The organism is Azospirillum oryzae, assembly GCF_008364795.1.
In the GTDB taxonomy this organism is placed as follows: domain Bacteria; phylum Pseudomonadota; class Alphaproteobacteria; order Azospirillales; family Azospirillaceae; genus Azospirillum; species Azospirillum oryzae.
The window spans coordinates 307,403-321,188 of sequence record NZ_VTTM01000007.1 but is presented as its reverse complement, the minus strand read 5'-3'; the positions used below and the strand labels follow the sequence as shown (position 1 = coordinate 321,188).

At 68.0% G+C, this 13,786-nt stretch carries 6 protein-coding genes; all 6 read right to left on the bottom strand.

Features of this window, described 5'->3' with window-relative positions; genetic code table 11:
* Nucleotides 1–51: 51 nt before the first annotated feature.
* Complete coding sequence (gene malQ / locus FZ938_RS20305; RefSeq protein WP_149200243.1) at nucleotides 52–2,244, bottom strand: 4-alpha-glucanotransferase; 2,193 nt, start codon at nucleotides 2,242–2,244, stop codon at nucleotides 52–54.
* 132 nt (nucleotides 2,245–2,376) lie between these two features.
* Nucleotides 2,377–3,474 (bottom strand): response regulator, encoded by a 1,098-nt coding sequence (locus FZ938_RS20300; protein WP_149200242.1) that lies wholly within the window; start codon nucleotides 3,472–3,474, stop codon nucleotides 2,377–2,379.
* A gap of 154 nt (nucleotides 3,475–3,628) precedes the next feature.
* Nucleotides 3,629–5,767 (bottom strand): glycogen debranching protein GlgX, encoded by a 2,139-nt coding sequence (gene glgX / locus FZ938_RS20295; protein ID WP_149200241.1) that lies wholly within the window; start codon nucleotides 5,765–5,767, stop codon nucleotides 3,629–3,631.
* 138 nt (nucleotides 5,768–5,905) lie between these two features.
* Complete coding sequence (locus tag FZ938_RS20290; RefSeq protein ID WP_149200240.1) at nucleotides 5,906–7,366, bottom strand: class I SAM-dependent methyltransferase; 1,461 nt, start codon at nucleotides 7,364–7,366, stop codon at nucleotides 5,906–5,908.
* A 276-nt stretch (nucleotides 7,367–7,642) separates the two neighbouring features.
* Nucleotides 7,643–9,847, bottom strand: a complete 2,205-nt coding sequence (gene glgB, locus FZ938_RS20285) for a 1,4-alpha-glucan branching protein GlgB (RefSeq protein ID WP_211101126.1) — start codon at nucleotides 9,845–9,847, stop codon at nucleotides 7,643–7,645.
* A gap of 329 nt (nucleotides 9,848–10,176) precedes the next feature.
* Entirely contained in the window at nucleotides 10,177–13,527 is a 3,351-nt protein-coding gene (gene treS, locus FZ938_RS20280; RefSeq protein WP_149200238.1) for a maltose alpha-D-glucosyltransferase, read from the bottom strand.
* Nucleotides 13,528–13,786 lie beyond the last annotated feature (259 nt).

Genomic DNA, 13,786 nt, shown 5'->3' with positions numbered 1-13,786 from the left:
AACGGCCGCCGGCGGCCCGGATTCCCCAGGACCGCCGGTGGCGGACTGCGGTCAGCGCGGGGCGATGGCGGCGATCGGGGCGATGATGTGGCGGAGGTCGTCGTCGGTCTCCAACTCCTTCAGCTTGCGAGGAAGGCGGCGGCGCCAGTTGGGGTGCTGGTCCACGGTGCCGGGCAGGTTGGGTTGCTCGTCGTCGGCCAACGCGTCCTCGATCTGCACCATCACGATGCGGGACGGGGTACGCGCCAGATATGCGTGGACGGCGGCGGACAGTTCGACGCGGAAAGGCTGATCGCCGTCCTCGGTCGGATAGCTGTCGGGACGCAGACCCTCGCGCGACAATGCTTGCAACAGGCGCCAGCGGTCGACGCCGCGGTCCCAGATGTCCTTGTCGCGGCTGGCGTCGTCCGGATAAAGGCCGAGGCGCCGGCGCCAGTCCAGGTCGCGGCCGGTCCAGAAGCCTTTGAAAGGCGCCAGATCATGGGTGCTGACCGTCGCCATCGACCCGGCGGGATAGTCGCCGGGGGACTTGAAGCCGCCGTCGGAGGTACGCTCGAAATAGAGCACACGGTAGCTGAGGATGCCGGCCTGCTCCAGCGCCGGGCGGAAGCCCTCCGGTACTGTGCCCAGATCCTCGCCGATCACGACACAGCGGTTGCGCCGGCTCTCCAGCGCCACAATGCGCAGCAGATCGTGGAAGGGATAGGCGACATAGGCGCCGGGGCTGCCGTCCTCCGGAATCCAGAACAGGTGCTGCAGCGCCATCACATGGTCGATACGGAGCGCTGCGGCATGGCGCATGTTGGCGCGCAGAAGCTCAATGAAAGGGCGGTAGGCGGACTCGCGCAGGCCCAGCGGCGACAGAGGGGCAAGGCCCCAGTTCTGCCCGTTCATGTTGAACTGGTCGGGCGGCGCCCCGACATTGGCGCCCTGCACCAGCATCGACGGATCGGCCCAGGCGGAGCCACCACCGGGATGGGCGGCGACGGCGAGGTCGCGATAGAAGCCCATGGCAAGACCGGCGGAGCGTCCGCGCGAAGCGGCCTCGCCCAGTTGGCGATCAGCCTCGAACTGTGCCCAGGCGAAGAAATCGACGCGGTCGGCATGCTCGCGGGCGAAGGCGGCAACCTCGGCGCTCCGTGGGTCCTGGAAGGCGGCCGGCCAGCTCCGCCACATCCACTGCGCGGAATCCTGTCGAAAGAAATGCTCGTGCAGGGCGTCGAACAGGGCATGGCGGTCGAGCGCGGGCCCCATGTCCTGCCGGAAGGCGGCATAGGCGGCCTTGCGCGGGTGGTCGTCGGGGAGAGCACGGAAACGGGCGTGCAGCGCCTCCAGCAGCGGCAGCTTCAGTGCCGCGACGGCGGGGTAATCGACCAGCTCCGCCTGCCGGGCGGCGGCCAGTGCGGACTGGAAGGCGGGCGCCTCGATCCGGGCGCGCAGATCGTCGGCGCCGGCGTATTCGGGAACGGAAGCCGGGTCGATGTAGAGGATGTTCAGGAACTGGCGGCTGGATGGCGAATAGGGACCGATGTGGTTGGGGTCGGCCGGGAACAGGGCGTGCAGCGGGTTCAGGCCGACAAGCCCGGCGCCAAGGCGCCCGGCAACTTCCGCGAAGCCGGCGAGGTCGCCGAAATCGCCCATGCCCCAGTCATGCTCCGACCGCAGCGAATAGACCTGCAGGCCGATTCCCCAGCTGCGGCCGGCCGGCATTATCTCCTCCACCGTCACGCAGCGGTCCGGCGCCACGATCAGGGTGGTGGAGCCGGACGGCCCTGCCGTCCCCCCGGCGGTCTCCACATGCAGGTCCAGCCGGTGGTAACCGATGGGCAGCGATACCGGCAGCTGGGCGCCCAGCGCGCGGCGCTCGTAGGCCGTGCCGTCCAGGGTGGCGCGGTCGGTGACGGGCAGGTCGCGGATGGCGATGCGGCCACCCTGGGCCGTGCCGCCCTCCGGCGTCAGGTCCCACGCCAGGGTGGCATCGTCCAGGCCGGCCGGCAGGGCGACGCCCAGATCGATCCCCTGCCCTTCCCCGATCACCAGCACCGGCGGCAGCGGGCGACTCCAGGACCGGCGTTCGACCGCGTGGAGGCTGTCGGCGACCTGGTCGTCGGTGGCGGCCGGCAACCCCATGGCGGCGATCAGTGCCCGTTTGGTGGCGGTGGAGGTCTCCCGCCGGTTGCCCCAGATGTCGTGATAGTGGGGTTCTAGTCCAAGCAGATCGGCCAGCCGGTCGAGATCACTCATGCAGGGTCCCCGCGGGTTGTACGGAAAGAGGGTGGGGCTTAGGGATTGGGGTCGCGGCCCGTGGCGTCAATGCCGCCCGGCGGCCTATGCCATCGGCACTCCCCCATTGACCGGCCCCATTGACTGGCCCCATCAGCCAGCCGACAGGGCGGTGCCCGCCGGCCCGGCCGTGGCCGGCGGCGGAGCGGAGGAAGCGATCGACTCGTTCGCGGTCTCGCCCGCCGCATCGGCGGATGACGCCGCCAGCGCCGATGCCGCAGCGGCGGCCTTGGCTTGGGCGATCTGCTCCAGCCGGCTGCGATAACCGTCGACGGCGGCGGCGACCTCTCGCGTCATCGCCTCGAGCGGGCGGTCGGGATCGACGGCCTGCATCAGGGCGCGGGACAGCGCCTGCAACTGGTCGCGGTCGTCGGCGGAGACGGGGCCGGCTTCGGCGGCGGCCCGTACCTTGTCGGCGAGGGATTTGATGGCGCGGGCGACCGCCTCCACCGGGGCATGGTCGCCGTCGTCGCCCAGCCGGCGCAGCAGGTCGTCGAGGAAGCCGCCGATGCGGCCGACATGGTCGATGGACATGCGGTCGGGAACCGGCCGCGCCAGCCCGGCCAGGGCGAATTCGACCAGGAAGGCGACCTGGATGCTGGCGCGCAGCCGCTTCTGGGTGGTGACGGTGGCGACCGCCTCGTTCAGCCGCATGCGGGCGCCGGACTGGGACCATTGGCCGGTCGCCTTCAGCCGCAGCGTGTTGGGCGCGTCCAGCACCGGCACCTGCGCGCCCTCGCGCGGGGATTTGCGGCGGTCGGGGCCGGTGTAGTCGGCGGTGACGACGAAGCCCTTGCGCGCCTCGATCAGGCTGACGATGCGCTCGCGCACCTGCTTGGGCGACACCGGCTTCATCAGCAGATCGTCGCCGCCGGCATTGGTGACGCGGGTCAGCAGCGCCGGGGTCGGCGCCCAGGTGGTGACGATGACGCAGGCGAAGGGGTTGGGCACCGCCGGTTCGTTGCGCAGGGAGCGGATGAAGCGGAAGGCTTCCGAATCCTCGCCGTCGGCATCGACCAGCACCAGATCGGGCATGGCGGCAGCCAAGAGACCGGTAGCGGCCTTCACCGAATCGAACAGCTCCACCCGGCGGAAGCCCAGCCGGATCAGCACGTCGCGGAACACGCGCGCGGTGTTGAGCTGGCTGTCGATGATCGCGGCGTCGACCTGCGAGAAATCGTAATCCGGCATCGTCCTACCCGAAGCTCCGCTGCCGCTGTGACGGGAACGCGCGGCGTAGCGTAACACGCTTTGTCTTCGCCCGTCGCGGTAGCATCTCCGCCGGGGGTATGGACAGTGGGCAAAGGATCGCAGGGCGAGGCGCCACCTGTTTCATGCCCGCCCCTCACATGCCCGGCTGCTCCACCAGGGTGAAGACCAGGACGGTCCGTCCGTCGACCAGGGCCGAGCGCCCGGCCAGATGGATGCGCTCGTCCCCCGCCCCATCGGCGACGCGGGTGTCGAGCACGCAGCGCCATCCCCGGCCGCCCGGCACGTCGGGCAGGGTCACGGTCAGGATGTCGGCATGGGCGTTCAGCACGATCAGCAGGACCCCGTCGGACAGCGGCTGCCCGTCCGAGCCGACATGGGTGCCGGCGCGACCGTTCAGCAGCAGAACGATGCAGCGCGCCTGGGTGTTGCGCCAATGCTCCGCCGTCTTTTCCACCCCCTGGGCGTTGTACCAGACGATATCCTTCAGCCCGTTGGCCGCCACCTCCCGCCCATGCAGGAAGAGGGGGCGGCGCAGAACCGGATGGGCACGGCGCAGTGCGACCAGCCGGCGGACGAAAGACACCAGCGACCCGTCGCGCTTGCTCCAGTCCAGCCAGGTGATGTCGTTGTCCTGGCAGTAGGCGTTGTTGTTGCCGTCCTGGCTGTGGTCCAGCTCGTCGCCGGCCAGCATCATCGGCGTGCCCTGCGACAGCATCAGCGTCGCCAGCATGTTGCGCTTCTGCCGTGCCCGCAGTTCCGTCACCGCGGGATCGTCGGTCGGCCCCTCCACCCCATGGTTCCAGGAGCAGTTGGAGGAATGGCCGTCGCGGTTCTCCTCGCCGTTCGCCCAATTGTGCTTGTCGTTGTAGGAGACGAGATCGTGCAGGGTGAAGCCGTCATGGGCGGTGATGAAGTTCACGCTGGCCCAGGGGCGGCGCCCACGCTTCTCGAACAGATCGGCGGAGCCGGCGATGCGGCCGGCCAGTTCCGGCAGCATGCCGTCGTCGCCGCGCCAGTAGCGCCGCACGGTGTCGCGGTAGCGGTCGTTCCACTCCGCCCAGCCCGGCGGGAAGTTGCCGACCTGATAGCCGCCGGGACCGACATCCCACGGCTCGGCGATCAGCTTGACGTCGGCCAGCACCGGATCCTGCCGCACGGCGTCGAGGAAGCCGGAACCGGGGTCGTAGCCGTAGGGCTCCCGCGCCAGCACGGTGGCGAGGTCGAAGCGGAAGCCGTCGACATGCATCTCCGTCACCCAGTAGCGGAGGCTGTCCATCACCATCTGGACCACGCGCGGGTGGCTGAAATCCAGCGTGTTCCCGGTGCCGGTGTCGTTGATGTAGTAGCGCGGGCTGTCCGGCATCAGCCGGTAATAGCTGAGATTGTCGATGCCCTTGAAGGACAGGGTCGGCCCCAGATGATTGCCCTCGGCGGTATGGTTATAGACGACGTCGAGGATGACCTCGATCCCCGCCTCGTGCAGGCGGGCGACCATCGTCTTGAACTCCGACAGGACGCCGGTGTTCATGTAGCGCGGCTCCGGCGCGAAGAAGCCGATGGTGTTGTAGCCCCAGTAGTTGGTCAGGCCGCGGGTGACGAGATGCTGTTCGTCGGCGATGGCCTGGACCGGCAGGAACTCCACCGAGGTGATGCCGAGCGCGCGCAGATATTCGATGACGCTCTGGGTCGACATGCCGGCGAAGGTGCCGCGCAGATGGGCCGGCACCTCCGGGTGGCGCATGGTGAAGCCGCGGACATGGGTCTCGTAGAGGACCGTGTCGGTCCAGGGCACCCGGCGGTGGCGGTCATGGCCCCAGGTGAAGGCGCCGTCCACCACCCGGCATTTCGGCATGCCGCGGGCGTTGTCGCGCCGGTCGAAGGATAAGTCCTCCTTCGTCGAGCCGACGCGGTAGCCGTAATGGGCATCCGACCATTTGAAGCCGCCGAACAGCGCCCGCGCATAGGGGTCGATCAGCAACTTGTTCGGGTTGAAGCGGTGCCCCTCCTCCGGCTCGTAGGGGCCGTGGACGCGGTAGCCGTAGAGCAGGCCGGGCCGCGCGTCGGGCAGATAGCCGTGCCAGACCTCGTCGGTGTGCTCCGGCAGGGTGATCCGTTCGACCTCGCGCTGGCCGGTCTTGTCGAACAGGCAAAGCTCCACCCGCTCGGCATTGGCGGAGAAGATCGCGAAATTGACGCCGAACCCGTCCCAGGTGGCGCCGAGCGGATGGGGCTTGCCGGGCCAGACCGGGGTGCGGGCGGGGGTGGAGGGCATGCGGACTACCGGTGGGGAAAGACGAAAGAGGATGGCGGGAAAACCACAGCCGGATCAAGCCGATACGCGACCCGGCACGGGCCGGTCGTGCAAATTCCGCAGTCCAGGGCGCCCGCGGACCGGATAGGCCGACCGTGGCTAGAGACCGAAGTCATGGCGGAGCACCCCGACGCCGAAGACGCATTCCGTAAAATTGCGGTCCAGGAAATCGGGCTGATGGAAATCCATCAGGTCCAGTCCGCCGGGCGGGAAGCCCCAGGCGGCATTGTGTGCGACGCGGGCGGGAAGCCAGGGATCCTCCGGCAGGAACCGGCGTTTCGGATAGGACTTCATCAGGAAGCGGTATGGGAAATCACGCCGGCCGATGAACAGCGGCGCGCAGCCGGCGGTGTCGGCCAACCCAACCGAATGGGAATCCGGCTGGATCCAGGCGCGCGTCATGTGGCGGGAGGCCGTCGAACGGGCGAAGGAACAGATGCCGAAATAGGCCTCGGCATCGAGCGCCCTGCCATAGCCGCCATCGACGGGATGGAAATCGAGCCCGGTGAAGCTCACCGCGTTGAACCCGCTGGCTTCCACCCCAGCCAGCGCCGACCGCAGGGATGGCCCGAAGCCGGTCGGTGCCGCCCGCTGGTTGCCTTCCAGCAGCAGCATCCAATGGCCGGGACAGGACGCCGCGACATCCTCCACATGGTGCCAGAAACTGTCGAACTTGCCGTCATCGGCGACCAGCGGGGTGGCGATGCGCTCCAACGCCGCCAGCTTTGCCGACTGGCCGCCCAGCAGCTCATGGGTGCCGTCGGTCGATCCCAGGTCGATGGCATGGATACGGATGCCGTCGGCGTGCAGCCGGCCGACCAGCCCCTCGACATGCTCGGCATCGTCGCGGGTCACCAGCAGCGCAGTCACCGGGCGTTCCTGCCGGGCCAGCGCGGCCGGCCGGGCATTGTGGTCAATCACCGCCAGAATGGTGCTCTTCGGTCGGCCGCGGTTGTGCGAAGCCGTCAGCCCGGCATGCATCACCGGCAGGCCGAAATGGTCCAGCAGGGCGCGGAACTCCGCCAGGGTCCATTCCCGCACATGGCAGGGGTTGGGCGGCGGCCCGGCATGGCCGGGGTGATGGGTGCGCTCGCGCTCCGGGGTCGAAATCAGACAGGCCCGCACCGCGGGCGCGATGCCGGCCAGCACCTTCAGCAGCCCGTCGGGCCGGACCAGATGCTCGATCACGTCGGAACAGACGACGACGGCGTCAGCCAGGGTTTCCGGCCCCAGCGACCGCAGGGCTTCGGCAAGCGCCGGCGCCTCCTCCCCATCCAGGTCGACGGTCAACCAGCGGCCGAACGGATAGGTGGCGCGGCAATACTCGATATTGCTGCCGTAATCGATGCCGACCACCGAAAACCGTCCGGCGAGCAGCCCCAGCTTCTTCGCGCCGCCGCAGCCGATATCGATGATGGTGCGGGCGCCATAGCGGCCGGCCAGCACCGCCGCCGCCGCGTAGACGTCGGGCTGCCAGACCACCCTGCTGCCGTCGGTATCCTCGGTGTAGGCGGGGTCGAGCCGGTGGCGGTAACCGCTTGCGATGCAATAGTCGTTCATGGGCGCCGCCGTGATCCGTCGGTTTGGGTCGATGGAGTCGCGATGGGCGTTTGGAACAGGATGGAACAGTTTCCCGGCACCTGTTCCACTGTTCCATCCGTCGTCCCGGCGGGAAAACGGCGCATCCGGCAATCGGTCATCGGGGCGGACATGCGCAGGCCTCCTTCATCCGGGAATGGACTCGTCCCATCGGAGACTCTTCCTATCACGGATGGGCGGCGGCGGTAAGCCCGGCACGGCAATCCGACCGGGCGTGCGCCCCGCGCCTCCTCTCCCCTACTCCGCCTTCCGTTCCAAAATCAGCGTGGACAGCGGCGGGATGGTCAGGTCGAGCGAATGGGTGCGGCCGTGCCAGGGCACCTCTTCGGCATAGACGCCGCCGCCGGGATTGCCGAGGCCGCTGCCGCCGTATTTGCCCTCGTCGGTGTTGATCCGCTCGACATAGCGGCCGGGCAGCGGAACGCCGACGCGGTAGCCCTGGCGCGGGACGGGGGTGAAGTTGCAGACGGCGATGACGATGTGCTCGGGATCGTCGGCCTTGCGCAGGAAGCTGTAGACCGAGTTCTCGTTGTCGTTCGATTCGATCCACTCGAAGCCGGACGGGTCGCAGTCGGTCTTGTGCAGCGGCTCCAGCTCGCGGTAGAGGCCGTTCAGGTCGCGGACGAGGTCGCGCATGCCGCGGTGCATCGGCTGGTCCAGCAGGTGCCAGTCCAAGCTGCGCGCCTCGCTCCATTCGTTCCACTGGGCGAACTCGCCGCCCATGAACAGCAGCTTCTTGCCGGGATGGGCGAACATGAAGCCGTAATAGGCGCGCAGGTTAGCGAACTTCTGCCAGTCGTCGCCCGGCATCTTGTTGATGAGCGAGCCCTTGCCGTGCACCACCTCGTCATGGCTGAGCGGCAGCACGAAGTTCTCGGAGAACTGATAGATCAGCCCGAAGGTCATCTGGTGGTGATGATAGCGGCGGTGGATCGGGTCGTTCTGCATGTAATGCAGCGTGTCGTGCATCCACCCCATGTTCCATTTGTAGCCGAAGCCGAGACCGCCGAGATAGGTGGGCTTCGACACCATCGGCCAGGAGGTCGATTCCTCCGCCACCGTCATGGCGCCCGGCTGCTGGCCATAGACCAGCTCGTTCATCCGCTTCAGGAAGGCGATGGATTCCAGGTTCTCGCGACCGCCGAACTTGTTGGGGACCCACTCCCCTTCCTTGCGGCTGTAGTCGAGATAGAGCATGGAGGCGACGGCATCGACGCGCAGGCCGTCCAGCTTGTACTGGTCGAGCCAGAACAGCGCGTTGCCGAGCAGGAAGTTCTGCACCTCCGTCCGGCCGAAATTGTAGATCAGGGTGTTCCAGTCCTGGTGGAAGCCCTGGCGCGGGTCGGCATGTTCGTAGAGATGCGTGCCGTCGAAATCGCCCAGCCCATGCGGATCGGTCGGGAAATGGCCCGGCACCCAATCGAGCAGCACGCCCAGCCCGGCGCGGTGGCAGGCGTTGACGAAGTCCTTGAAATCCTCCGGCGAGCCGTGGCGGGCGGTCGGCGCATAGAGGCCGATCGGCTGGTAACCCCAGGAGCCGTCGAACGGATGCTCGGTGATCGGCAGAAGCTCGATATGGGTGAAGCCCATGTCCTTGGCGTAGGGGATCAGCCGCTCCGCCAGTTCCTGGTAGGTCAGGAAGCGGTTGTCCTCCTCCGGCACCCGCGCCCAGGAGCCGAGATGCACCTCGTAGATCGAGATCGGCGCGGTGCGGTCGGAGGTGGCGACCTTGCGGCTCTGCCACTCGTGGTCGCGCCACTCGTAGGGCGGCAGGCCGTGGACGACCGAGGCGGTGGCCGGGCGCATCTCCGCCTGGAAGGCGTAGGGGTCGGCCTTGGCCGGCATCAGGTTGCCGTTGGGCCCCCGGATCTCGAACTTGTAGCGCTGGCCGGGACGGGCGCCAGGAACGAAGATCTCCCACACCCCGACCTCGACACGCCGGCGCATCGGCAGGCGGCGGCCGTCCCAGTTGTTGAAGTCGCCGACCACGCTGACGCTGCGCGCGCTGGGCGCCCAGACGGCGAAGGACACACCGGCGACGCCGTCGACCTCGCGCGGATGGGCACCAAGCTTCTCATAGGTGCGCAGGTGGGTGCCTTCGGCCAGCAGATGGACATCGAGTTCGCCCAGCATGTTGCCGAAACGGTAGGCATCCTCGAACTCCTGGGTCGCCAGCGGGTATTGCGCGCGCAGGCGGTAGCGGAAGCGCTCCGTCCGGTCGGGCATCACCGCGAGGTAGAAGCCGTCCGGGTGGATGCGCTCGGCCTCGCCCGCCGGTTCGCCGGTGGCGCTGTCGATCACCCACAGCCGCTCGGCGCCGGGCACGAAGGCGCGGACCTCCACCGGGCGGCCGGCGGCCTCCTGCTGCATGCCCAGCACGGCGAAGGGATCGCCATGGTCGGCCCGCGCGATGGCGTCCGCCGCCGCGCGCAGGGCCTCCATCCGGTGATCGGGCCGGTGATCGGTGGCGCTGTTACGGCTTTCGGAGACGCCGGTCTGCGCCTGATCCTTGCGGGTGTCCGTCGTCATGTCGCTCGCCATTGGCCAAGTGCCCTTCTTCGTGGAGGCCCCAACGTCTTGTGGACCACAACCGTTCCATCCCCGTCATCCCCGCGAAGGCGGGGATCCAGGCTTACGCGCTAAACCCCGTTTTGGGGAGCCCTGGATTCCCGCCTTTGCGGGAATGACGGCAGACGGAGGGAACGCCTTCTCCGGAGGTGAACATACCCGCGGCGGTTTCGTCACACCATTCCCGCCGCGGATTTGCCCGGTCACCCCTTCGCGCCCGCCTCGTTGGCATCGTCGAGAAGGCCCAGCACGCCTTTGACCGGGATGCCGATCCAGTTGGGCCGGTTCGCCGCCTCGTAGCCGATCTCGTAGAAGGCCTTATCCAGCAGGAACAGGGTCAGCAGGCCGCGTGCGGTGCCGGCTGCGGACGGCCAGGCCGGGCAGCCCTCGATCACCGTGCGGTAGCCGTCGAGGAAGGACTCGACGCTGCGGCGCTCCCAGTCGCGGGCGGCGGCCAGTGCCGGGCTGTCGCCGCTGTTGGAACCCTCGCCCGCGCTGTCCAGGCGGAACAGCGCCGCCCAGGCGGCATAGTTGAAGGAGCGCAGCATGCCGGCCACGTCGCGCAACGGGCTGGATTTGGCGCGGCGTTCCTCCAGCGTCTTGGCCGGCTCCCCTTCGAAGTCGAGGATGTACCAGTCGTTCTGCGCCCGCACGACCTGACCCAAATGATAGTCGCCATGGATGCGGGTCTTGACGCCGTCGGCGGGCATCGACGCCAGCGCCGCCAGCCGGTCCATCGCCTCTGCCCGGCGGGCCAGAAGCTGTTCGGCATCGGCGCGCACGTCGGCCGGCAGGCGGTCCAGCGTTCCCGGCAGGGCGGCGAAGGCGGCCTCCGCCTGGACGCGGGCGGCATCGGCCCAGCGCGCCAGATCCTCGGCGGTGATCGGCTCCGGTTCGAAGGCCGGATTGCCGGTATTTTGCGCCAGCGCCCGGTGCAGTTCGGCGGTGCGCTGCCCCAGCGTGGTCATCATCACCAGATGCATGCCGAAGGGCTCGCCCGATTCGGCGGCGTCCTCGGTGGTGCCGGCGACGCCAAGGCGGATGTCCTCCAGCTGGCGCTCCAGTTCCTCGACCGTGCTGGCCCAGCCGTCGCCCTGGTTGCGGACGAAGGCCTGGGCCACCGCCAGCGCGGTCGGAGTGCCGTCGGCGGCGACCTGTTCCACCGTGCCCAGCAGGGCGGGGGTGTTGGCGAAGCCGACCTCGGTCAGGAAGCGGCCCATCTCGACCTCGGGATGCTCGCCCTCCACCAGACGGCGCAGCACCTTCAGCACGATCTGGCTGTCGACCAGGACGGAGGTGTTGCTCTGCTCGACGCCCAGGCGCCGCACCTCGGCCTCTTCCGACAGTTCGATGGCGTTCAACGCCTCGGTCGCGGTGAAGCGGACGACGTCGTCACCGGCGTTGGCCTTCAGCGTGTCGCCGCGGCGCAGCGCCTCGATCAGCGCCAGGGCGAAGCCGTCGGCCTGCACGGCGTCATAGATGGCGCCGGTCCTGGGACCGCGCCGCACCTTGCCCAGCGTGTAGGGCAGCAGCGGCCAGCCGGTGCCGCCCGCCCCGCTCTCCCAGCTCATCGCCAACGGCAGGAAATAGCTCTGGTCGGCGGCGGCACCGTCCGATCCCATTCCGCTCAGCCCAACCTGCGCCCGGACCAGCATGAAGCCGTCGCCGGGGCCCGACAGCTGGGCGGCCATGGTGACGTGCGAGCGGGTGATGCGGCGGTCCTTGGCGGAGAACCAGCGCTGCTGGGGTAGGAATGCCTGCAGGATGTCGCGGCCCAGCTCGTCCGCCGCCTTGCCGGTGGTCAGGCTGTGCCAGCCGTCGCGCATGACGATGGTCAGCAGGTCGGGCACCGGCTCCGGCGGGGTCTCGTGCCAAGTCGGCAGCTCCGCCTCCGCAGTCAGGGCGAACCAGTAGAAGCCGTAGGCCGGCAAGGTCAGCAGATAGGGAAGGTCGCCGATCGGCGGGAAGACGGTGCGGCCCAGCAGTTCGACCGGGATGCGGCCCTTCCAGGTCTTCAGGTCAAGCTCCACCGCCTGGGCCGAGCGCGACAGGTTGGCGACGCACAGCGCGATCTCAGACCCGTTTTCCGTCTCCAGGCAACGGACATAGGCCAGGACCTTGCGGTTGCCAGGATAGAGCAGCGAGAAGCTGCCGCGGCCGAAGCTCTGGCGCTGCTTGCGCACCGCCACCAGCCGCTTCATCCAGTTCAGCAGCGAGGACGGGTTGCGCGCCTGCGCCTCGACATTGACGGCCATGAAGCCGTAGATCGGATCGAGCACCGCCGGCAGATAGAGCCGCGCCGGGTCGGCACGCGAGAAGCCGCCGTTGCGGTCGATCGACCATTGCATCGGCGTGCGCACGCCGTCGCGGTCGCCGAGATAGATGTTGTCGCCCATGCCGATCTCGTCGCCGTAATAGAGCACCGGCGTGCCGGGCATCGACATCAAGAGGCTGTTCAGCAGCTCGATCTTGCGGCGGTCGTTCTCCAGCAGCGGGGCGAGGCGGCGGCGGATGCCGAGGTTGATCCGCATGCGCCGGTCGGCGGCGTAGAAGTTCCAGAGATAGTCGCGCTCGCTGTCGGTGACCATCTCCAGCGTCAGTTCATCGTGGTTGCGCAGGAAGATGGCCCACTGGCAGTCGGCCGGGATGTCCGGCGTCTGGCGCATGATGTCGGCGATGGGATGCCGGTCCTCCATCGCCACCGCCATGTAGATGCGCGGCATCAGCGGGAAGTGGAAGGACATGTGGCATTCGTCGCCGCCCTTTTCCGGATCGCCGAAATAGGGCAGCACGTCCTCCGGCCACTGGTTGGCCTCGGCCAGCAGCATGCGGTCGGGATATTCGGCGTCGAGCGCGGCGCGGATCGCCTTCAGGACATCGTGGGTTTCCGGCAGGTTCTCGTTGTTGGTGCCCTCGCGCTCCTTCAGATAGGGGATGGCGTCGAGCCGCAGCCCGTCCACCCCGATGTCCAGCCAGAAGCGCATCACCTTCAGCACCTCCTCCAGAACCTCGGGATTGTCGAAGTTCAGGTCGGGCTGGTGCGAGTAGAAGCGGTGCCAGTAATAGGCGTTGGCGACCGGATCCCAGGTCCAGTTGGACTTTTCCGTGTCGCAGAAGATGATGCGCGTGCCCTGGTATTTCTGGTCGCTGTCGGACCAGACATAATAGTCGCGGTGGTTCGACCCCGGAGGCGCCTCCCGCGCGCGCTGGAACCAGGGATGCTGGTCGGAGGTGTGGTTGATGACCAGTTCGGTGATCACCCGCAGGCCGCGGTTGTGGCATTCCTCCATGAAGCGCCGGAAGTCATCCAGGTTCCCGTAGGTCGGGTTGACCGAGGTGTAGTCGGCGATGTCATAGCCGTCGTCGCGCAGCGGCGATGGATAGAAGGGCAGAAGCCACACCGCCGTCACCCCCAGTTCCTGGATATAATCCAGCTTCTGGGTCAGGCCGGCGAAATCGCCGATGCCGTCATTGTCGGCGTCGAAGAACGCCTTGATGTGCAATTGGTAAATGACGGCGTCCTTGTACCAGAGCCGGTCCTGCCGATCGATCATGGGTCGAGCACTTTCGAGAAGCGTTTGACGGAACACGTGTCGCGGGAACACGGGACGGAAACAAGACACAGGGGCGAAGGTTTCACCCGAAGGCCCGTCAGACAACCCCTGACTTCCGGATAGGCAAGACGGCGAGAATCGGGGCGTACCACGTTCAGAGGGACCGGCGGGAGCTTCCGCTCAACCGTTCGAGAGCGCAGCAATCGGAACGGGACATCGATTGACGCCGAAGGGTTATCCAGGCAGGGTGGCTCTACGC

What these genes read in the sequence shown, in the direction of transcription:
- glgX (WP_149200241.1), bottom strand. Translation starts at nt 5,767, where the DNA reads ATGCCCTCCACCCCCGCCCGCACCCCGGTCTGGCCCGGCAAGCCCCAT.
- FZ938_RS20300 (WP_149200242.1), bottom strand. Translation starts at nt 3,474, where the DNA reads ATGCCGGATTACGATTTCTCGCAGGTCGACGCCGCGATCATCGACAGC.
- glgB (WP_211101126.1), bottom strand. Translation starts at nt 9,847, where the DNA reads ATGGAGGCCCTGCGCGCGGCGGCGGACGCCATCGCGCGGGCCGACCAT.
- treS (WP_149200238.1), bottom strand. Translation starts at nt 13,527, where the DNA reads ATGATCGATCGGCAGGACCGGCTCTGGTACAAGGACGCCGTCATTTAC.
- malQ (WP_149200243.1), bottom strand. Translation starts at nt 2,244, where the DNA reads ATGAGTGATCTCGACCGGCTGGCCGATCTGCTTGGACTAGAACCCCAC.
- FZ938_RS20290 (WP_149200240.1), bottom strand. Translation starts at nt 7,366, where the DNA reads ATGAACGACTATTGCATCGCAAGCGGTTACCGCCACCGGCTCGACCCC.